This is a genomic window from Litorisediminivivens sp. KMU-197 (genome assembly GCF_056858395.1).
This window is the reverse complement of record NZ_JBXEQG010000002.1, coordinates 62,752-83,627: the sequence shown is the minus strand read 5'-3', so window position 1 is coordinate 83,627 and position 20,876 is coordinate 62,752. Positions and strand designations below refer to the sequence as shown.

At 63.9% G+C, this 20,876-nt stretch carries 20 protein-coding genes; 7 read left to right on the top strand and 13 right to left on the bottom strand.

Going from position 1 to position 20,876, the window contains the following annotated elements; translation table 11 throughout:
* The first annotated feature begins 31 nt into the window (after positions 1-31).
* Positions 32-358, top strand: coding sequence for an Hpt domain-containing protein (locus tag AC04PT_RS05315; RefSeq protein WP_482872535.1), 327 nt, complete (start codon positions 32-34; stop codon positions 356-358).
* Here AC04PT_RS05315 and AC04PT_RS05310 read toward each other — a convergent pair.
* From AC04PT_RS05310 to AC04PT_RS05295, 4 genes are all read right to left on the bottom strand, one after another.
* The gene (locus AC04PT_RS05310) at positions 355-1,596 is read right to left on the bottom strand and encodes a glycerate kinase type-2 family protein (protein ID WP_482872533.1); all 1,242 of its coding nucleotides are present in this window, start codon (positions 1,594-1,596) and stop codon (positions 355-357) included. The genes AC04PT_RS05315 and AC04PT_RS05310 overlap by 4 nt on opposite strands.
* The gene (locus AC04PT_RS05305) at positions 1,593-2,210 is read right to left on the bottom strand and encodes a 4'-phosphopantetheinyl transferase family protein (RefSeq protein WP_482872532.1); all 618 of its coding nucleotides are present in this window, start codon (positions 2,208-2,210) and stop codon (positions 1,593-1,595) included. Before AC04PT_RS05305 ends, AC04PT_RS05310 begins: the two co-directional genes overlap by 4 nt.
* 73 nt (positions 2,211-2,283) lie before the next feature.
* Entirely contained in the window at positions 2,284-2,781 is a 498-nt protein-coding gene (locus AC04PT_RS05300) for a flavin reductase family protein (protein WP_482872531.1), read from the bottom strand.
* Between the two features lie 74 nt (positions 2,782-2,855).
* Complete coding sequence (locus AC04PT_RS05295) at positions 2,856-3,596, bottom strand: hypothetical protein (protein ID WP_482872530.1); 741 nt, start codon at positions 3,594-3,596, stop codon at positions 2,856-2,858.
* Between the two features lie 127 nt (positions 3,597-3,723).
* Here AC04PT_RS05295 and AC04PT_RS05290 point away from each other — a divergent pair, with 127 nt between their 5' ends.
* A complete protein-coding gene (locus AC04PT_RS05290) occupies positions 3,724-4,944 on the top strand; it encodes an argininosuccinate synthase (protein ID WP_482872529.1) in 1,221 nt (406 codons plus the stop codon).
* Between the two features lie 129 nt (positions 4,945-5,073).
* On the opposite strand, the gene AC04PT_RS05285 is transcribed toward AC04PT_RS05290, so the two are convergent.
* A complete protein-coding gene (locus AC04PT_RS05285) occupies positions 5,074-5,487 on the bottom strand; it encodes a DUF7282 domain-containing protein (protein ID WP_482872527.1) in 414 nt (137 codons plus the stop codon).
* Positions 5,488-5,680: 193 nt separating this feature from the next.
* Between AC04PT_RS05285 and msrA the strand changes: the two genes are divergently transcribed.
* Positions 5,681-6,343, top strand: a complete 663-nt coding sequence (msrA, locus tag AC04PT_RS05280; RefSeq protein ID WP_482872526.1) for a peptide-methionine (S)-S-oxide reductase MsrA — start codon at positions 5,681-5,683, stop codon at positions 6,341-6,343.
* Positions 6,344-6,448: 105 nt separating this feature from the next.
* Here msrA and AC04PT_RS05275 read toward each other — a convergent pair whose 3' ends face one another.
* A complete protein-coding gene (locus AC04PT_RS05275; RefSeq protein ID WP_482872525.1) occupies positions 6,449-7,315 on the bottom strand; it encodes a ribokinase in 867 nt (288 codons plus the stop codon).
* A 36-nt stretch (positions 7,316-7,351) separates the two neighbouring features.
* On the bottom strand, positions 7,352-9,607 hold the full coding sequence (locus AC04PT_RS05270) for an NADP-dependent malic enzyme (RefSeq protein ID WP_482872524.1): 2,256 nt from the start codon (positions 9,605-9,607) through the stop codon (positions 7,352-7,354).
* 141 nt (positions 9,608-9,748) lie between these two features.
* On the opposite strand from AC04PT_RS05270, the gene mutS reads away from it, so the two are divergent.
* Positions 9,749-12,394 carry a DNA mismatch repair protein MutS gene (gene mutS / locus AC04PT_RS05265; protein ID WP_482872523.1) on the top strand — a complete coding sequence of 882 codons (2,646 nt, stop codon included), beginning with the start codon at positions 9,749-9,751 and terminating at the stop codon, positions 12,392-12,394.
* An 83-nt stretch (positions 12,395-12,477) separates the two neighbouring features.
* Here mutS and AC04PT_RS05260 read toward each other — a convergent pair whose 3' ends face one another.
* Entirely contained in the window at positions 12,478-13,041 is a 564-nt protein-coding gene (locus AC04PT_RS05260; protein WP_482872521.1) for a nucleotide exchange factor GrpE, read from the bottom strand.
* 9 nt (positions 13,042-13,050) lie between these two features.
* Positions 13,051-14,115, bottom strand: coding sequence for a heat-inducible transcriptional repressor HrcA (gene hrcA / locus AC04PT_RS05255; protein WP_482872520.1), 1,065 nt, complete (start codon positions 14,113-14,115; stop codon positions 13,051-13,053).
* A gap of 94 nt (positions 14,116-14,209) precedes the next feature.
* Here hrcA and rph point away from each other — a divergent pair, with 94 nt between their 5' ends.
* Genes rph through hemW form a run of 3 tightly spaced genes read left to right on the top strand, consistent with a single transcriptional unit; the run spans position 14,210 to position 16,684 of the window.
* The gene (gene rph / locus AC04PT_RS05250; RefSeq protein ID WP_482872519.1) at positions 14,210-14,923 is read left to right on the top strand and encodes a ribonuclease PH; all 714 of its coding nucleotides are present in this window, start codon (positions 14,210-14,212) and stop codon (positions 14,921-14,923) included.
* On the top strand, positions 14,923-15,531 hold the full coding sequence (rdgB, locus tag AC04PT_RS05245) for an RdgB/HAM1 family non-canonical purine NTP pyrophosphatase (protein WP_482872518.1): 609 nt from the start codon (positions 14,923-14,925) through the stop codon (positions 15,529-15,531). The genes rph and rdgB overlap by 1 nt, the downstream gene beginning before the upstream one ends.
* Positions 15,494-16,684: a radical SAM family heme chaperone HemW gene (hemW, locus tag AC04PT_RS05240; protein WP_482872517.1), complete on the top strand. Its 1,191-nt coding sequence runs from the start codon at positions 15,494-15,496 to the stop codon at positions 16,682-16,684. The genes rdgB and hemW overlap by 38 nt, the downstream gene beginning before the upstream one ends.
* Here the strand turns inward: hemW and AC04PT_RS05235 are convergent, their stop codons facing one another.
* Genes AC04PT_RS05235 through mnmG form a run of 4 tightly spaced genes read right to left on the bottom strand, consistent with a single transcriptional unit; the run spans position 16,685 to position 20,866 of the window.
* Positions 16,685-17,578 (bottom strand): ParB/RepB/Spo0J family partition protein, encoded by an 894-nt coding sequence (locus AC04PT_RS05235; protein ID WP_482872516.1) that lies wholly within the window; start codon positions 17,576-17,578, stop codon positions 16,685-16,687.
* Positions 17,579-17,590: 12 nt separating this feature from the next.
* Positions 17,591-18,400, bottom strand: coding sequence for a ParA family protein (locus AC04PT_RS05230; RefSeq protein WP_482872515.1), 810 nt, complete (start codon positions 18,398-18,400; stop codon positions 17,591-17,593).
* Positions 18,393-19,007: a 16S rRNA (guanine(527)-N(7))-methyltransferase RsmG gene (rsmG, locus tag AC04PT_RS05225; protein WP_482872514.1), complete on the bottom strand. Its 615-nt coding sequence runs from the start codon at positions 19,005-19,007 to the stop codon at positions 18,393-18,395. Before rsmG ends, AC04PT_RS05230 begins: the two co-directional genes overlap by 8 nt.
* A complete protein-coding gene (mnmG, locus tag AC04PT_RS05220; RefSeq protein WP_482872513.1) occupies positions 19,004-20,866 on the bottom strand; it encodes a tRNA uridine-5-carboxymethylaminomethyl(34) synthesis enzyme MnmG in 1,863 nt (620 codons plus the stop codon). Before mnmG ends, rsmG begins: the two co-directional genes overlap by 4 nt.
* Positions 20,867-20,876: the final 10 nt, after the last annotated feature.

Genomic DNA, 20,876 nt, shown 5'->3' with positions numbered 1-20,876 from the left:
TTTTCCATCACACAGGATCGGAGAGGCCGGCATGATCGATTGGACACGCGTGACCGAACTGCGGGACGAAATCGGGGAAGAGGATTTCGCCGAGGTGGTCGAACTTTTCCTGTCCGAGGTCGACGGCGCCATCGAAGGTCTGACGCCGGGCATGGCGGACCTTGACGGGCAGATGCATTTTTTGAAGGGCAGCGCGCTGAACCTTGGGTTCGACGCCTTCGCCGCGCTTTGCGCCGCGGGCGAAAGCGCGGCTGCGACCGGGCAAGGCGACACCGTCGATATCGGCAAGCTGGTGACGGTCTATGCGGCCTCGCGGCGGGACCTGTGTGCCGGACTGGACATCCGGCTGGCCAGCTAGCCTGCGAGGAAGACCTGAACGTCGGCGACGTTGGTCCCGGTGGCGGCGGTGATCAGAAGTGCCTCGGCGCGGCGCAGGGCCTCGTGGCTGTCGTTGTTGGCAAGCAGGCGATCGGCCTCGTCCCCGATGGCGGCGGCGGTGCCGGCATCGACGATGCCGCCGGCCGCGTCGGTGGGTCCGTCGCGGCCATCGGTGCCGGCGGACATGAACAGCCAGTTGCCGGGAAGGTCGTGGTCCGCGGCACCCAGCGCCACGCGGAGGGCCAGCTCCTGATTGCGGCCGCCGCGACCGTCGCCGCGCAAGGTGACGGTGGTTTCGCCGCCGAAGATCAGGGCGACCGGCTTGTCCTTCGGGGCCTGAGCGGCGGTTTCGAGCACGATGCGCGCGGCCTCGGCCACGTCGCCTTCGAGCGCGTCCGAGGCGATGCGGGCGTCAAACCCGGAGGCGGCCTGAAGCATGGCCTCGAGGCTTTTGCGGTTGGAGCCGATCAGGTGGTTTTCAGCTTCGGGCATCGCGGGCGGGGTGACGGTTTGCGACAGATGCGACCTGACGCTTTCTGGGCATCGGTCCCAGACCCCTGCCCGTTCCAGCACAGCCCGCGCGTCGGCGCGGGTGCCGATCGGGCCGACGGTGGGACCCGAGGCGATGGCGCGCAAGTCGTCGCCGATCACGTCGGACAGCAGGTAAGCCGCGACCGGCGCGGGCGCGGCACAACGCACCAGCCCGCCGCCCTTGAGCTTGGACAATTGCTGCCGCACGAGGTTCATCTGCACGATGTCCAGCCCGGCACCCAAAAGCAGCTTGTTGACCGCCGCTTTTTCTTCCAGCGACACGCCCTCCACCGGGGCCGGCACAAGCGCCGATCCCCCGCCCGAGACCAGAACGACCACCGCGTCCTGTGCGCCAAGCCCCTGAAGACGCGACATGATCTCCTGTCCGGCGCGCAGCCCTGCATCGTCCGGCACCGGGTGGGCGGCGCGCATGACGGTTGCGCCGGGGACATCCATCCCATTCTCGTAATGGCAGACGGCCAGCGCCTCGCAGGGGCGCGACACGTGGCTGAGGGCCTCTTTCAGCATGGCGGGCGCGGCCTTGCCGATGGCAATCAGGTGCAGCTTGCCCGAGGGATCGGGCAGGGGATGGTCCGCAACGGCACGGCGCAGGGCGATCGCGGGGTCGGCGGCCTCGACAGCCTTGTCGAAGAGGTGAAGCGCGGTCTTGCGGAGGTCTGGCGTCATGGGTCGATCTCGCAGCGACTGATGACGCTGCCTGCCTTCCAGGTCTGGTGAATGTCGATTGTCCATCCCGCATCGAACCGGGGTCCGAGAGGCTTTACAAGGCGCAGGTGCGTCCTGTCGCGGTGGATTTCCGTCACCTCCGCATGGTCGAAGCCGAAAAACCGGCCGACGATGGGAAAGAGCGCCTTGTAGAGCGCCTCCTTGGCCGAAAAGACGGCGGTGCAGTCGGCGGCATCGGCCGTTGGACCGAGGGTGACGCGATCGGCCGCGGTCAGGACGGTGTGGCGGATGGCGCGGGTGGCCCGGTCGTCCGCCAGCGCCTCGATATCGAGGCCGACATGCACGCCGTCGGTGGCGAGCCAGACCCCTGCCCATCCACGGGAATGGCTGATTGAACCGGTCACACCGGGGGGCCAGAGCGGTTCGCCCTTGTCCCCCCGGTCGATGGTGGCGGCAGGTCTGTCCAGCAGGTGCAGGGCGTGCTGCGCCAGAGCGCGCCCGGCCAGAAATTCGGCGCGGCGCTTGGGAACGGCGCGGGACAAGGCCTTTGGCAGTTCAAGTCCGAAATGGGCAAAATCACGGTCGCGGTAGGCGTCCATGTCGTAGCGGGCCATCAGCAGGCACCGGGTGGCCGTGAGGTCCGGGACCTCGGGAAGGGAGAGCAGCCCCTGCCCCGCGAAGCGCGCGTTATCCGGAGAAGGTGCCAAAATGTCCGCCGTGAAAGATCAGCGGATCGCCGTCGCGAAAGCGCAACTGCTCGACCTCGCCGATGACGATGGAGTGGTCGCCGGCGTCCACCGTCTTGTCCAGTCGGCACTCGAAGACGGCCAGCGCCTCGCGCAGAAGTGGCACACCGCCGGTGCCCTCGACCGAGTTCGCCTCGGTAAAGGTGCCGCCGTCGCCGGCGAAGCCCATGGCAAGCTCGTACTGGCCGGAATGCAACACGTTGAGCGCGTAGCGTTCGGCACCAAGGAAGACCTGCGCGCGTTGCGAACGCCGCGACAGGCACCAGAGCACCAGCGGCGGCGCCAGCGAAACCGAGGTGAAGGAATTGGCGGTCATGCCGGTGGGGCCCTGATCGCCCAGCGCGGTCACCACCGTCACGCCGGTCGCGAACTGGCCGAGCGCACTGCGGTAGAGCCGCAGATGCTCGGTGTCGGGCCGGAACGGAACGGGTGGCTTCATCGTGGGCCCTTCGCTTTGGCTGTCGGATGGGTAAAGCGCAAACCGGGCGCGGGGGTCAAGCCCGCGCCTGCGGCTCAGTCGATGCCGCGGCCCTCGACGCAATGGCCGTAGACCGTTGTCAGAAGCGATATGCCGATCATCGTGGCGAACCAGCCGACGACCAAGGCATAGATCAGGCTGACCAGCGAACCGGGATCGCCGCTGAGGATAGTGGGGATTTGCAACACCAGAGACGCCCCGATCATCAACCCGGACAGGCCGATCAGCGTGTTCGAATGGGCGCGCGTGTGGGCCCATGCCTGCCGAAAGCTCAGCTCTTCCCCGGTGGCGATGGCGGGCAGGATGGGAGACAGGCGAAAGAAGACGTAGGCGCCGACACCCACCGCGAGCGCGGCGAGGAAGGCCGGCGGCACGACGAAGCCCAGCACGGTGACAAGCGGGATCAGCACCAGACCCACCGTCAGCCCCAACAGGATCGAACGCCAGAGATAGCCCCAGATGGTGCCGCCCGGCCAGCGCGGGATCCAGCCCTGCGGTTCTTCGCCCAAGAGCACGTAGCGGTGCCACGCCACGGCGATCCAAAGGCTGGCGCATAGCGCGGCAAGGCCGAGCACGAGCATCATCATCGCCTCGTCGCCGCTGATCGCCGGGACGCGGGTGCCATCGGGGGCTTCGACCATTTCACCGGCGGCGCCATGGGTGTAGATCTGGCTGGCCACCTGCACCGCGTAGAGCACGAGCGACACCCTGAGCGCCACGTCGAGATTGTTGAACACCAGGCGCACCGAGTGGGTGAACATTGACCAGGCTTTCATCGCCGCCCTCTTCATTGAAATTCGCGCGCACAGTGGGCGCTGGGCGGGGCAAGGTCAACGCCGCCGCCTTGCCCCGCCCGTGAAAACCCGGTATCGCGCGGGCGTCATTCAAAAAGGAAATCGCCCCATGACCGCGCCCAAGAAAGTCGTCCTGGCCTATTCCGGCGGCCTCGATACCTCGATCATCCTGAAATGGCTGGAAACCGAGTATGGCTGTGAGGTCGTCACCTTCACCGCCGATCTGGGCCAGGGCGAGGAGCTGGAGCCGGCGCGCAAGAAGGCCGAGACCATGGGCGTCAAGGAGATCTATATAGAGGACGTGCGCGAGGAATTCGTGCGCGACTTCGTGTTCCCGATGTTCCGGGCGAACGCGGTCTACGAGGGGCTTTACCTGCTGGGCACGTCGATCGCGCGGCCGCTGATTTCCAAGCGGCTGGTCGAGATCGCCGAGGAGACCGGCGCCGACGCGGTGGCCCATGGCGCGACCGGCAAGGGCAACGACCAGGTGCGGTTCGAACTGGCCTGCTATGCGCTGAACCCCGACATCAAGGTGATAGCGCCATGGCGCGAATGGGATCTGACCTCGCGCACCAAGCTGCTGGAGTTTGCCGAGGCGCACCAGATCCAGATTGCCAAGGACAAGCGCGGCGAGGCGCCGTTTTCGGTCGACGCGAACCTGCTGCACACCTCGTCCGAGGGCAAGGTGCTGGAAGACCCGGCCGAGATGGCGCCGGATTATGTCTATCAGCGCACCGACGATCCGGTCGGCGGCCCGGACCAGCCGGAATACATCGAGATCACCTTTGAAAAGGGCGACGCGGTGGCGATCAATGGCGAGGCGAAAAGCCCGGCAACGATCCTGACCGAGCTGAATGAGTATGGCCGCCGCCACGGGATCGGCCGGTTGGACTTCGTGGAAAACCGCTTCGTCGGCATGAAGTCGCGCGGCATCTACGAGACGCCGGGCGGGACGATCCTGCTGGAGGCACACCGCGGCATCGAGCAGATCACGCTGGACAGCGGCGCGGGCCACCTGAAGGATTCGATCATGCCGCGCTATGCCGAGCTGATCTACAACGGTTTCTGGTTCAGCCCCGAGCGCGAGATGCTGCAGGCGCTGATCGACAAGAGCCAGGAACACGTCACTGGCACCGTTAAGGTGATGCTGTTCAAGGGCGCGGCACGGACGGTGGCACGGTGGTCGGACCACTCGCTCTATTCCGAGGCACATGTGACCTTCGAGGATGACGCCGGCGCCTACGACCAGAAGGATGCGGCCGGTTTCATTCAGCTGAACGCGCTGCGGCTGAAATTGCTGGCGTCGCGGGACCGGCGGCTGAAAGGCTGAGATCACTGGTGGTGGGTTGAACACCCACCCTAAGTAAAATGGGACCGCCGGCATGTGAGCCGACGGTCCCGGACGATCCGCCAGCCAGGCGGGATGTGCCGTGAGAAACAGGCCGCGGATCTGTTCGTGTTATTGTGCGGTGATCGTCGCCATCACCAGTTCGCCGTCGGGCTTGACCGGGCCGTCTTCCTTGGCGCCGAGGGTGTATTCGAAGACACCGGTCTTCATGCCGCCCTCTTCGCCGTGGACCATCAGCATCAGCATGTCGCCCGAGGCGACCTCTTCCTGAAGGATCGCGGCGACATCCATGTTTTCGCCCATCTTCAACGGTGCATAGCCAACTACGGGGCCCGGCTTCATGTCTTCGCCGGTGCGGTGGACGACCAGCCAACCGTTGGCGCCGGCGGTAACCTTCGACGCGGTGACGGTGCCGGCCGAAACATCCTGATCGGCGGCTTCGACGGCGGGGGCCATGCCGTGGCCGCCGGCAAACGCGGTGCTGGCGACAAGGGTGGCGGCGAGGGTCAGTGCGTAACGTTTCATCAGATAACTCCCTGAACAATTTCGATGCGCGGATCGCGTCCGGCATGAAGGAAGCTACGGAATGAACGGGCGGCGAGTTTCACCGCTTGAGAAATTGGCTTGCTCACATCGGCTCACCTGTGCGTGACGGCGCGGGCTTGTGACTTGCCGCAGCGCCGGATCTGCGGAAACCTCGCAGGCAGGAGGAGTGCCCATGCTGCGTTTGACCGATATGAAACCCGTCCTGCTGGCCGTGCTGATCGTGATTGCCTGCCTGCTTCAGGCGAAACGGGTCCAGGCTACCGAACTGGAGGTTCTGACCGTCGCCGGCGGCTGTTTCTGGTGCGTCGAGGCGGATTTCGAGAAGGTCAAAGGCGTGTCCGACGTGGTCAGCGGCTATACCGGCGGTACGACGGCGATCCCGACCTACAAGCAGGTGACGCGCGGCGGCACGGGGCATTACGAGGCGGTGGAAATCCGGTTCAATCCGGATGTGATATCGCGCGAACGACTGCTGCAATTGTTCTTCCGGTCGGTCGATCCCACAGACGCGGGCGGGCAGTTCTGCGACCGGGGCGAAAGCTACCGGACGGCGGTGTTCGCGCAGGATGCGGGGGAGCGGGCGCTGGCCGAGCGGGTCAAATCCGAGGCACAGGCCGCGCTGGGCCGAAAGGTCGTGACGCCGGTGTTGCAGGCGGGCAAATTCTGGGAGGCCGAGGATTATCACCAGAATTACTACAAGTCGCAGGCCAGCACACTGACGCGGTTCGGTTACATCTCGCGGGCCAAGGCCTACAAGCGCTATCGGGATGCCTGCAAGCGGGACGCCAAGGTGCGCAGCCTTTGGGGCGATGCGGCCCCCTTCGCGGGCGGGTGAGCCCGAGCCAGCGGTGACGCTGACCATGAGGTCCCGGGTCAAGCCCGGGACGGGCGACTGTCATGCGGAGGTGATGTGTTCCGGGACTGGCGGGGGCGCGTCCGCCTAGAAGTCCTCGAGGTCCTTCAGGTCCGGAATCACGTCGGCGGTGCCCTGCCGCGTCACCATCAGGGCGGCGGCGCGCTGGGCAAGCTGGATCGCCTGCTCCTTGGTCATGCCCCGGTCGAGCCCCGCGGCAAGGTAGCCGGTGAAGGTGTCGCCCGCGCCGGTGGTGTCGACGGCCTCGACCTCGATCCCTGGGTAGTGCAGGTCCAGCCCGCGCCGGAGATCGAGATGGCGGCAGCCATCGGCGCCCAGTGTGACGACCACGTCGGCGACTTCCAGATCCTCCAGCCGGCGGCCCTGCGCTTCGACAAGCTGTCCGGCCTCGACCTCGTTCAGCACGAGAATATCGATCCGGTCCAACACCGCCTGCACCGCCTGCGCATCGAAGGGCGCGGCGGCATAGATCACCCGCATGTTCTTCTGCCGGCCCAGCCCGGCGGCGAAGCTTTGCAGGTTGGTCTCGTTCTGGAAGATCAGCGTGTCGCCGGGGCCGGCCTCGGCCAGCGCCGCCGTGACATGGCCCTGCCCCAGCGCACGGTTGGCACCGGGGTGGATCACGATCTGGTTCTCGCCCGAGGCATCGACGTAAATGATGGCGTGCCCGGTGGCGGCGTCCAGTTCCGCGATGTGGCGGGTATCGACGCCGTTTTCCAGCAGCCTTTGCACTGCCCAGCGCCCATCCCTGCCGACCGCGCCGATGTGCGTCACATGCGTTGCCGCGCGCGCCGCCGCAACCGACATGTTGGCGCCCTTGCCGCCAAGACCGCGATGAAACGCGGTCGCGGCCAGCGTTTCGCCCGGGCCGGGCAGATGTGGCAGCTGGTAGAAGAGATCGGCATTGATCGATCCGAGATTGAAAATCGTCATGCCGAAGCCTCTTCCGTTTCGCGTGCCGCGCCGATCCTACCCCACCTTGCAGGCGGCGAGGACCGCCATGTTCAGGATATCGTTGGCGGTCGAGACAGACGAACAGATCTGGATCGACTTGTCCACGCCGGCGAGAATCGGGCCGATCACGGTGGCGCCGGCCATTTCCTGCATCAGCTTGGTCGAAATCGAGGCCGAGTGCCGCGCAGGCACCACGAGGATGTTGGCCGGGCCGGTCAGCCGCGAAAACGGATAGGCTTTCTGCGCCTGCGCGTTCAGCGCGACGTCGACGGTCATCTCGCCCTCGTATTCGAAGCTGACGCCGCGCCGGTCCAGCACGTTGGCGGCCAGATGCATCTTGGTGGCGCGTTCCGACACCGGGTAGCCGAAGGTCGAGAAGCTGACGAAGGCCACGCGCGGCTCAAGCCCGAGGTGGCGGGCGACATCGGCACTGCGTTCGGCGATGGTGGCGAGGTCCTCCTCGTCGGGCCATTCCTGAACCAGCGTGTCGCTGATCAGCACGATCCGCCCCTTGTGCAGTAGTGCCGTGACCCCGACCGCTCCGTGTTCGGCATCGGCGTCGAAGACATAGTTCATCTTCTCAAGCACATGCGCCGACTTGCGGGTCGCACCGGTGATCAGGCCGTCGCCATGACCATGCGCCAGCATCAGCGCGGCAAAGACGTGCCGGTCGCGCGCGGCGAGCCGGTGGATATCCTTCATGTCGTGGCCGCCGCGTTGCAAGCGGGCGTAGAGGAAATCCTTGTAGGTATCGAGGTACCGGGAGTTGGCGGCATTCACCACTTCCAGTTCGCGCGCGGCCTCGCCCATGCCGGCGGCGGTCAGCTTGGCCTTCACGTCGTCCTCGCGGCCCACCACCAGCGCCTTGCCCAGCCCGTTGCGCTGGTACATGACGGCGGCGCGCAGCACGCGGGGGTCATCGCCCTCGGCAAAGATCATCCGCGCCTGATTGGCGCGGGCGCGGGCGTTGATGCCGCGCAGGATCGAGGCGGTCGGATCGAGCCGCGACTTGAGCGACAGTTCGTAGGCCTCCATGTCGACGATCGGGCGGCGGGCGGCGCCGGTGTCCATGCCGGCCTTGGCGACGGCGGGCGGAATGCGGTGGATCAGGCGCGGATCGAAGGGTGTGGGGATGATGTAGTCGCGGCCGAAGGTCAGGTTCTTGCCATAGGCCAGCGCGACCTCGTCGGGCACATCCTCGCGCGCAAGCTCGGCCAGGGCCTCGGCGCAGGCGATCTTCATCTCGTCATTGATGGCCCGCGCGTGGATATCCAGCGCGCCACGGAACAGATACGGGAAACCCAGCACGTTGTTGACCTGGTTCGGGTAGTCGCTGCGCCCGGTGGCAACGATGGCGTCGGCGCGGACCTCGTGGGCTTCCTCGGGCGTGATCTCGGGATCGGGGTTGGCCATGGCGAAGATCACCGGGTTTTCGGCCATGCTGGACACCATGTCCTGCGTGACCGCCCCCTTGGCCGAGACGCCAAGGAACACGTCGGCACCCTTCATCGCCTCTTCCAGCGTGCGGGCGTCGGTCTGCGCGGCATGGGCCGATTTCCACTGGTTCATGCCTTCGGTGCGGCCCTGATAGATCACGCCCTTGGTGTCGCACATGATGCAGTTGTCATGCTTGGCGCCCATGGATTTGACCAGCTCAAGACAGGCGATCCCGGCGGCCCCGGCCCCGTTCAGGACGATCTTGCAGTCTTCGATCTTCTTGCCCGAGATGTGCAGTGCGTTGATCAGACCGGCGGCGCAGATCACGGCGGTGCCGTGCTGGTCGTCATGAAAGACGGGAATGTCCATCTCTTCCTTGAGGCGCTGCTCGATGATGAAGCACTCGGGGGCCTTGATATCCTCGAGGTTGATGCCGCCGAAGGTCGGCCCCATCAGGCGCACGGCGTTGCAGAAGGCGTCGGGGTCTTCGGTGTCCAGTTCGATATCGATGGAATTGACGTCGGCGAAGCGCTTGAACAGCACGGCCTTGCCCTCCATCACCGGTTTCGATCCCAGCGCGCCGAGGTTGCCGAGACCCAGCACCGCGGTGCCGTTCGAGATGACGGCGACGAGGTTGCCCTTGTTGGTGTAGTCGTAGGCGCATTCGGGGTTGGCGGCGATCTCTTCGCAGGGCACGGCGACGCCGGGGGAGTAGGCCAGCGAAAGGTCGCGCTGGGTGGTCATGGCGACCGAGGGCGTGATCTCGAATTTGCCCGGCGTGGGCTCGAGATGATAGGCCAGCGCCTCTTCGCGGGTGAACTTTGCTTTCGCCATGCCGATGGCCTCCCTTTCGTCTTCCCGTTGCGCATAGCTAACGCAGGGCGGCGTGCCAAGCACAAGCCGGACGAAGGGGCCTTTCGGCTTTTCGAGACAATCGCGGGTTTGTATGGTCCGCCGGAACTTGAGGGGGTCTTGATGAGCAGCGGAAAATCGACCGTCACGCCGATGATGGCGCAGTACCTGGAGATCAAGTCCGGGCATCCGGATGCGCTTCTGTTCTATCGGATGGGCGATTTCTATGAGCTGTTCTTCGACGATGCCAAGGCGGCGGCCGAGGCGCTGGACATCGCGCTGACCAAGCGCGGCAAGCATGACGGCGGCGATATCCCGATGTGCGGCGTGCCGGTGCATGCGGCAGAGGGCTATCTGCTGACGCTGATCCGCAAGGGATTTCGCGTGGCGGTCTGCGAGCAAATGGAAAGCCCGGCCGAAGCCAAGAAGCGGGGCGCTAAGTCTGTGGTCAAGCGCGACGTCGTGCGGCTGGTGACGCCGGGCACCCTGACCGAGGAAAGCCTGCTGGAGGCGCGGCGGCACAATTACCTTGCCGCCTATGCGCTGGTGCGGGACGAGGCCGCGCTGGCCTGGGTGGATATTTCGACGGGTGCGTTTCACGTGATGCCCCTGCCGCCGGTGCGGCTGGGGCCGGAACTGGCGCGGCTGGCACCGTCCGAGGTGCTGGTGTCGGAGGCGCAGGAGACCGACCTGGCCGGCGTAGTGAGCGAATCCGGCGCGGCGCTGACCGCGCTGGGGCGGGCGTCTTTCGATTCATCGCTGGCCCCGGACCGGGTGGCAGGGGTGTTTGGCGTGGCATCACTGGATGCTTTCGGGACGTTCGAGCGGGCGGAACTGTCGGCGATGGGGGCGCTGGTCGACTATCTGAAGATCACGCAGAAGGGGAAGCTGCCGCTGCTGCGGCCGCCGGTAAAGGAGGCTTCGGGCGGGGTGATGCAGATCGACGCGGCAACGCGGCGCAATCTGGAGCTGACATCGGCCCTGTCCGGAGGGCGGGCGGGATCTTTGCTGGCCTGCATCGACCGGACGGTGACGGCGGGCGGGGCGCGGCTGTTGGAACGGCGGGTGTCGAGCCCGTCGCGCGACCTTACGGAGATCTCGGCGCGGCTGGAGGCGGTGGCTTTTTCGCAAGACAGCGGGTTCCGATCAGCTATGCGCGAGGCTTTGCGCAAGGTCCCGGATGTCGATCGGGCGCTGTCCCGACTGGCGCTGGACCGGGGTGGGCCGCGTGATTTGACGGCTGTGCGGAATGCGCTGGAACAGGCGGCGGAGATCGGTGGCCGGTTGCAACCGACGGACCTTCCGGACCGGTTGGCTGGCGCAGTCGATCGGCTGTCCGGGCACGATGAATTGCTTGATTCACTTGATCAGGCTTTGATCGCGGAGCCCCCCTTGCTGGCGCGCGATGGCGGGTTCATCGCGCCGGGATATGACGACGGGTTGGACGAGGCGCGGACGTTGCGGGATGAGGGCCGGTCGGTGATTGCACGGATGCAGCAGGACTACGCGAGCGAAACCGGCATCGGATCGTTGAAGATCAAGCACAACAACGTGCTGGGGTACTTCATCGAATGCACGGCGACCCACGCCGAGAAGATGCATGCATTGTCCGAGCGCTTCATCCACCGGCAGACCACCGCGAACCAGGTGCGGTTCACGACGGTGGATCTGTCGGAGCTGGAGACCAAGATCCTCAACGCCGGCAATAGGGCGCTGGAGATCGAGAAGCGGTTGTTCGGCGCGTTGCGGCAACAGGTTCTGGATGCTGCGGGGCCTCTGGGTGATCTGGCGCGCGCGCTGAGCGAGTTGGACGTGTCGACCGCACTGGCGGAACTGGCGACGCAGGAGGATTGGGTGCGTCCGGTTGTCGACAACAGCCGGATGTTTCACGTCGAGGCGGGGCGGCATCCGGTCGTCGAGGCGGCGCTGAAACGGGCCGGTGATCCCTTTGTGGCCAATGACTGCGGATTGAACGATGCCGACGGGGCATCGGCAATATGGCTGCTGACCGGGCCGAACATGGCCGGTAAATCGACGTTCCTGCGGCAGAACGCATTGATCGCGGTGCTGGCGCAGATGGGCAGTTTCGTGCCGGCGGATGTGGCGCGGATCGGGCTGGTCAGCCAGCTGTTCAGCCGGGTCGGCGCATCGGACGATCTGGCGCGGGGGCGGTCGACCTTTATGGTCGAGATGGTCGAAACGGCGGCGATCCTGAACCAGGCGGACGACCGCGCGCTGGTGATCCTTGACGAGATCGGGCGCGGAACGGCCACTTATGACGGGCTGTCGATTGCCTGGGCGACGCTGGAGCATCTGCACGACGTGAACCGCTGCCGGGGGCTGTTTGCCACGCACTATCACGAGATGACGACGCTGGCCTCGCGCATGGAAGGCGTGGAGAACGCCACCGTGGCGGTGAAGGATTGGGAAAACGAGGTGATCTTCCTGCACGAAGTCAGGAAGGGCGCGGCGGACCGCAGTTACGGCGTGCAGGTGGCGCAGCTTGCAGGGCTGCCGAAGATCGTGGTGAGCCGGGCGCGCGAGATACTGGATGCGCTGGAACAGGGCGAACGCGAGGGTGGCAAGGCCAAGGCGGTGATCGACGATCTGCCGCTGTTCTCGGCGGTGCAGGCCGCGCCCCCTGCCCCGGCGCCTGCGAAGGACTCCGAGGTCGCAGCGCGGCTGAAGTCGTTGCATCCCGACGACCTGTCGCCGCGGGAGGCCTTGCAGTTGATCTATGAGTTGAAGGCCTTGGCGAAAGATGGGTGAGGATCACCCATCCTACCGCTTGACGCTGTCGCTGGCGGGTGCCGGGCTGAAGCCCGGCCTACCCCTGGGGCAAACTGGAGCGTTCAGCCGGCGGTGTTGGACGACACCCCGACCTGCGCGGGGCGCAGTAGGCGATCGTGCATGATGAAGCCGTCGGCCGAGACCTGAATGATCTCGCCTGCCTTGGTGCCGGGCACCGGGGCTTCGAACATCGCCTCGTGATGCTGCGGGTCGAACTTGTCACCCACCGCGGGCGAAATCGGCTCGATCCCGTGTTTCTTGAGCACCGAGATCAGCTCGCGCATGGTCAGCTCCACGCCTTCGATCAACGCCTTGTTGCTTTCCTTGTTCTCTTCCGGCGCGCTTTCAACGGCGCGTTTCATGTTGTCGTAAACCGGGAGCAGGTCGCGCGCGAGCCGTGAGCCGCCGTAGCGCTCGGCATCGTGGCGTTCCTTGGTGGCGCGCTTGCGCGCATTCTCGGCATCGGCCAGCGCGCGCATGAATTTGTCGCGCAGCTCGTCGCGCTCGGAGCGGAGTGCGTCCAACTCGATTGCCTCGCTATCCGGTTCCTCGATCTCGCCAGCCAGTTCTTCGGCTTCGGCCTCGTCAATGTCGTCGAGGAAATTGTCTTTTTCCGGCTCTGCCATTCTTCACCTCTAACTGCGGTCGGAAATCAGCTTGCCGACCAGCTGTGCCGTGTAATCCACAATCGGAACGATGCGTCCATAGTTCAGCCGCGTGGGGCCGATGACGCCCACCGCACCGATGATCTTTCGATCCGCGTTCATATAAGGAGAGACCACCAAAGAGGAACCCGAAAGTGAGAAAAGTTTGTTCTCGGAGCCGATAAAAATCCGTACACCATCGCCCTTTTCAGTGAGTTCGAGGAAATCGGCGATGTCCCGTTTGCGTTCGAGGTCGTCGAAAAGGACGCGAATACGGTCAAGATCCTCCGCCTCGGCCTGATCGCCGAGGAGATTCGAGCGCCCTCGGACGATCAGGCGTCCGGTGTCGTCGGCATCCTCGGACCAGATGGCGAGGCCGCTGTCGACCAGCGCCTGGCTGAGGCTGTCGATCTCTTGCCGGCGGGTGGCCATCTCTTGCTTGATCTGGTGGCGGAGCTCGCTGAGGGTGCGGCCCTCGACCAGAGAATTGAGGAAATTCGCGGCCTCGCGCATGGAGCTTGGGGTCTGGCCGGGCGGCGGCGTGAACAGGCGATTTTCGACATGACCATCGGCAAAAACCAGCACCACCAGCGCCCGGTCCTGCGCCAGCGAGACGAACTCGATATGGCGGATCGGTGCTTCGTGCTTGGGCGTCAGCACAAGCGACGCGCCATGGGTCACGCCGGAAAGTGCCGAGCCGACGCGATCGAGCAGTCCGGCGACATCGGCGGCATTGTCGCCCATGGTCTGATCGAGCGCGGCACGGTCTTCGACGGCCAGTTCGTCGATTTCCAGCAGGCCGTCGACGAACATCCGCAGGCCAAGCTGCGTGGGAATGCGCCCGGCGCTGACATGGGGACTGTTGAGAAGGCCGAGGTATTCGAGATCCTGCATCACGTTGCGCACGGTGGCGGCGCTGACCTTTTCCGACAGCGTCCGGGTCAGAGTGCGCGATCCAACCGGCTCACCCGAGCTGAGATAGCCTTCGACCACACGGCGAAACACTTCGCGCGAGCGGTCGTTCATTTCTTCGAGCAGGTTCGATTCGTCGCTCATTGGTTCTGGTGACCCTTTCTCGGGGCGTGACGACAGGGTTGCGCATGGGTCCTGCCGCCCGTATCCCGACAGGGAAATCTCGGGAGAGCTGACCATGCGACCGTCTGGACGAAATCTAAGCGAAATGCGCGCCGTTTCAATCGAAACCGGTGTCACCAAACATGCCGAGGGCTCCTGCCTGATCCGGATCGGCGACACGCACGTGCTGTGCACCGCAACGATCGAGGACCGGGTGCCACCGTTCATCAAGGGCTCGGGCCTGGGCTGGGTGACGGCGGAATACGGAATGCTGCCACGTGCCACCAACACACGGATGCGGCGCGAAGCCTCGGCCGGCAAGCAGGGTGGCAGAACCGTTGAAATTCAACGGCTTATCGGTCGCTCCCTGCGCGCGGGCGTGGATCGGGTTGCCTTGGGCGAGCGTCAGATCACCGTCGATTGCGACGTGATCCAGGCGGACGGCGGCACCCGCTGCGCCGCGATCACCGGCGGTTGGGTGGCTTTGAAGCTGGCGGTGAACAAGCTGATCAAGGTGGGCGACGTGGTGTCTGACCCGCTGGTGTCACCGGTCGCAGCGGTAAGCTGCGGTATTTATGCCGGGCAGCCGGTGCTGGACCTCGATTATCCCGAGGACAGCGAAGCCGGCGTGGATGGCAACTTCATCATGCTGGGCAACAAGCAGGTGGTGGAAGTCCAGATGTCGGCGGAGGGCGCGACCTTTTCGCGCGATCAGATGAATGCGCTGCTTGACCTTGCCGAGAAGGGTGTCGGCGAGTTGGTCGAGGCACAGCAGGCGGCGGTGGCGTGATGCGGAAATTCGCCGGCGACAAGCTTGTGATCGCGACCCACAACGCGGGCAAGCTGGAGGAGATTCAGGCGCTTCTGGACACCTACGGCGTGGCGGTTGTCGGCGCGGCCGAGCTTGGGCTGGCGGAGCCGGACGAAACCGAGGACAGCTTTGTCAGGAATGCGCGGATCAAGGCGCATGCCGCGGCCAAGGCCACCGGGCTTCCGGCGCTGGCCGACGACAGCGGAATCGAGATCGACGCGCTGGGTGGCGCGCCGGGGGTGCATACGGCGGACTGGGCGGAGACGCCGAATGGCCGGGATTTCGTGATGGCGATGACACGCACGCACGAAGAACTGGAGGCGAAGAGCGCCCCAGCGCCGCGCACGGCCCGGTTTTGCTGCACGCTGGTGATGGCCTGGCCGGATGGACATGACGAGGTGTTCCCGGGTGTGATGCCCGGCGAGGTCGTCTGGCCGATGCGCGGCGATCAAGGGCACGGGTACGACCCGATCTTCGTGCCGAAAGGGTATGACGTGACCTTCGGCGAGATGGATCGCTGGGAGAAGAACCGGATCAGCCACCGCGCGGATGCGTTCCGGAAACTGGTGGCCGGGTGCTTTGACTGAGGACTGGCAGGCCGGCGGCTTCGGACTGTATGTCCACTGGCCGTTTTGCGAGGCGAAATGCCCGTATTGCGATTTCAACTCGCATGTATCGCGGTTCATCGACCATGAGGCCTGGACCGCGGCCTATCTGAGCGAAATCGACCGGATCGCGGACGACACCCCGGCGCGGGTTCTGCGGTCGGTCTATTTCGGGGGCGGCACGCCGTCGCTGATGCAGGTCGAAACCATTGCGGCGATCCTGGAGCGGGTGTCTGCGCGCTGGACGCTTGCGAATGACGTCGAAATCACATTGGAGGCCAACCCGGGGTCGGTCGAGGCTGCGCGGTTCGCGGGCTATCGCGCGGCAGGCGTGAACCGGGTGTCGCTTGGCGTGCAGGCGCTGAACGATGTGGATTTGCGGCGGCTCGGACGGTTGCACGACGTGGCCGCGGCGCGACGCGCACTGGAAATCGCGCGCGAGACCTTTGACCGGGTGAGCTTTGACTTGATCTACGCCCGGCAGGATCAGAGCCTTGTAGATTGGGAAGCGGAACTGCGTCTGGCGTTGTCCTTCAGCGCTGATCACATGTCGCTCTATCAGCTGACGATCGAGGACGGCACAGCGTTTGGCGACCGTTTCCGTGCCGGCAAGCTGCGCGGGTTGCCGGAGGATGATACGGCCGCAGACATGTACGAACTGACGCAAATGCTGTGCTCAGATGCCGGGCTGCCGGCATACGAGGTTTCAAATCACGCGCGGCTGGGTGCGGAATCCCGCCATAACCTGATTTACTGGCGCGCGGGCGACTATGCGGGGATTGGCCCGGGCGCGCATGGCAGATTGACACTCGGTGGCAGGCGGATCGCGACCGAAGCCGTGCGAACGCCCGGCGGTTGGCTGTCGGCCGTCGCGTCCGAGACGGCGGAGACGCGCGACTGTCTATCACCCCAAGATGTTGCGTTGGAATACATCATGATGGGGCTGAGAACGTTGGAACCTCTTGATTTGGAGCGCCTACAGCGGACCACCGGGGTTGAGCTGAGCCGCGAACGGCTTGAACATCTTCAAGCGCTAGGCATGTTGACCGCCGACGACAGGGAAGTGTCGATCACACCGGCCGGACGACCGGTGTTGAACGCAATACTTGGCGAACTGGCCCGCGATCTGGACTGATCAATTGCCGGCGAGAAGCCGACAGATATCATCTAGTTGATCCAGAGACTTGTAATGAAGCATCAATTTTCCGCCTTCGGTGCCCTGCTTGTGCTCGACCGTCACCTTGAGGCCTAGATGAGCGGACAGATCACCTTCGAGCGCGCGCGTGTCGGCATCCTTGCCCGCAGGTTCTGACAGAAACGCGGCTGTCTCGCTGGGTTTCGGTGTGCCGGAAGCCTTGGCGGCCTTTTCGGTATCACGCACGGAGAGCCCCTGCTCGACCACACGTTTGGCGATGGCAACGGCATCGTCGCTTGTTACCAGCGCCCGGGCGTGGCCGGCGGATAGTTCGCCACCTCTCAGCATGTCCAGGACCGGCTCGGGCAGATTGAGCAGACGCAGGAGGTTGGCAATGTGGCTGCGGCTTTTTCCAAGCGCCGAGGCCAGCTTTTCCTGGGTGTGGCCAAAGCGATCCATAAGCTGGCGGTAGCCCATCGCCTCTTCCACCGGGTTGAGATCGGCTCGCTGGATATTCTCGATGATCGCGACTTCAAGAACCTCAGTGTCGGAGAATTCGCGAATGATCACCGGCACTTGGTGAAGCTGTGCCATCTGCGCGGCCCGCCAGCGGCGTTCGCCGGCGACGATTTCGTATTTGTCCCCGTCGCGGGGTCGGACGATCAGCGGCTGGATGACGCCCTTTTCGGCGATGGAATTCGCGAGCTCTTGCAATGCATCCGGGGTGAACTGACGCCGCGGCTGATCGGGATTGGGGAAGATCCGCTCGACCGGGATGTCACGGTCGGCCCTGCGCGGGGTCTCCATGCCATCGACCGCCTGCGGTTCGACATCCGCCATCAATGCCGAAAGTCCGCGGCCCAGACCGCGACGTTTATCCTTTGCGGTTTTCATTGCTCGACCCCTTTATGCTGCGCGTCTTGTGTTTTTACCTACCAGCTCTTGTGCCAATGCGCGATAGGCCATGGCACCCTTGGAGTGCGGATCATAGTCGAGAACCGGAATGGAGTAAGAGGGCGCCTCGCTGAGCCGAACATTGCGCGGGATCAGGGTCGTAAACACCAAGTCACCCAGGTTTTCGCGAGCGTCCGATTCAACCTGTTGCGACAGGTTGTTGCGGGAATCGTACATGGTCAGGACGATGCCTTCTATCCGTAGATCGGGGTTTGCATTCTGGCGCACCTCCCGGATCGTCAGCATGAGCTGCGACAGACCCTCGAGCGCGAAGAATTCACTTTGCAACGGCACCAGGACCGAATGTGCCGCGACCATGGCGTTGACTGTCAGAAGGTTCAGCGAGGGCGGGCAGTCGATCAGTATGAAATCGTAGCGATAGTCGTCGATCGCGGGCTGGCGGAGGGCATCATGCAGCAGATAGCTGCGTTTTTCGTTGGAAATCAGGTCGATATCGGCGGAGGACAGATCGACCGTGGCAGGAATGATGGCGAGGTTTTCGAAGGCAGTGGGATGGATGACGTCTTCGAGGGCGACATCTTCGAGCAGAAGTTCATATGTCGACATATCGCGATCCTCGGGGATGACCCCGATGCCGGTGGACGCGTTGCCCTGCGGATCGAGATCGACGATCAGGACGTTGTAGCCGTCTTCTGCCAAGGCAGCCCCGAGATTGATCGTGGTTGTCGTCTTGCCGACGCCGCCCTTTTGGTTGGCAATCGCGATGATCTTGGGTCCGGTGGGGCGGATTGGGTCAGACACGGGAAATCGCTCCTATGCGAAGAATGACGGCACCATCTTGAGTCTCACTCTTAATCGGGTCGACGCTGAAAGAAAATCTCTTCCTCGCCTCAGCCAATTCGTTTTCCCAGGTGACACCCTTGGGGAACAGCGCGATGCCGCCAGGTGCAAGATGGCGCTCTGAAAATTCGATAAGCTTGGGTAAGGGGGCCAATGCGCGCGCGGTGAGGACGTCGGCCATTTGAGGCGACGACTTTTCAATCCGCTCGCAAAGAACGGTTGCCGGGGTGTCTGTTTCGCGCAGAACGGTGCGTAGGAAGGCGGCTTTTCGGGCGTCGGCCTCGATCAGCGTCACCGAAGACAAGTTATCGAGGTGGCATAGGGCAATGACCAGGCCGGGCAAGCCGCCGCCAGAGCCCAAATCGGTCAGCTTGCCTGTGAGGTCTTGGGTTGCCCGTACGATCTGAAGAGAATCCTTGATATGACGATCCCAGACGTGATCGAGCGTCGATCGTGACACCATATTTATCTTTGGGGACCACTTTTTCAGTAGGTCGACGTACGAACACAGGCGGTCGAATGTTTCACGTGAAACATTCAGCTCTTCGAGAGACGGGTCATCCGTCATGCGCTGCGCCGCTGCTCGATTTTCCGTATTTTGGCCAAAAGCAATGTCAGTGCTGCCGGCGTCATGCCATCCAAGCGAGACGCTTGCAGAAGGTTTTCCGGCCGTGCTTGGGATAGCTTCGACTTCAGCTCGTTCGACAGGCCTTCGACAGCTGCGTAAGAGAAGTCGGACGGGATGGTCAACTTTTCGTCGCGCTGCAGCGCGTCCACGTCACGCTTCTGACGGTCGACATAATTCGCGTACAGCGCATCGCGCGCCAATTGCTCCGAGGTTTCCGGCTCAATCTGTGAAATCTCCGGTGCAAGGGTCTTCAAGACGTCGACTTCGACCTCAGGAAAGGCCAGTAGTTGGAACGCGCTCCGGCGAACCCCATCATTTGAAAGAGTTATTCCAACCGACGCGACATCCTTGGGGGTAAAAGTCACAGCGTCCAGAATACGGCGCCCAGCAGCCAAACGCTCGGACTTCTGATCGAATTCCTGCATTCGCTTCGGTCCGACACACCCGATTTCGATCCCCTGCGGCGTCAACCGCTGATCCGCGTTGTCCGCCCGCAGGGAAAGTCTGAATTCGGCGCGCGACGTAAACATGCGATAAGGTTCCGACACGCCCCGCGTTACGAGATCGTCGATCATGACGCCGATATAGCTGTCTGCCCGGCTGAATGTGACAGCATCCTTGCCCAACGCGCGTGCCGCGGCGTTCACACCGGCAACAAGTCCTTGAGCGGCAGCCTCTTCGTATCCTGTGGTGCCGTTGATCTGGCCAGCCAGGTAAAAACCATTCAGATCCTTCAGGCTGAGTTGCGACGTCAATGCGCGGGGATCGATGTAATCATATTCAATCGCGTAGCCCGGCTGAAGGATCTCAACCGCTTCGAGCCCACGGATGGAGCGCACGTAATCGTACTGAACCGTTTCCGGCAAGCTTGTCGAAATCCCATTGGGATAGACCGTCTCACACTCCAGACCCTCGGGCTCGAGGAAAATCTGGTGGCTGGATTTGTCGGCAAATCGCACGATTTTGTCCTCGATCGAGGGGCAATAGCGTGGACCGATGCCGTCGATGTGTCCACCGTACATGGCGGAGCGTTCCAGATTGTCACGAATGATCTCGTGGGTCTGTTCGTTCGTATGGGTAATCCCGCAGGATACCTGCGACGATTCAGGGGACCGGTTCAGGAACGAGAACATAACGGGCTCGGCATCGCCGGGCTGGTCTTCGAGGATGCTCCAGTTGATGGTCTTGCTGGCCAATCTGGGCGGGGTGCCTGTTTTCAAACGGCCAATCGGCAGGTCCATCGCGTAGAGACGGTCAGCCAGGCGGTTGGACGCGTCGTCGCCCATTCGGCCACCGGAATAAGACTTGTCGCCAATGTGAATCACGCCGCGCAAGAAGGTCCCTGTTGTCAGGACCACAGAGCGAGCGGTGACGATGCTGCCGTCAGCAAGAACGATCCCCTCCACTGTGTCACCTTTGACGACCAGATCGGTCACTTCCCCTTCGACGATCTCAAGGCCCGGGCACGACACGATTTCCTGAAGCATCGCGGTGCGATAGACCTGACGATCGACCTGCGCCCGCGGCCCCTGTACGGCGGGACCCTTGCGCCGGTTCAACAACCTGAACTGGATGCCGGCGCGGTCCCCTACCCGCCCGATCAGACCGTCAAGTGCATCGACTTCGCGCACCAGATGGCCTTTACCCAAGCCCCCCACGGCGGGGTTGCATGACAGCACGCCGATCCCGTCGCGCTTCAATGTCACCAACGCGGTGCGCGCACCCATCCGTGCCGCGGCATGCGCAGCATCACATCCGGCGTGCCCGCCACCGACAACGATCACATCAAAATGTTTCACGTGAAACACT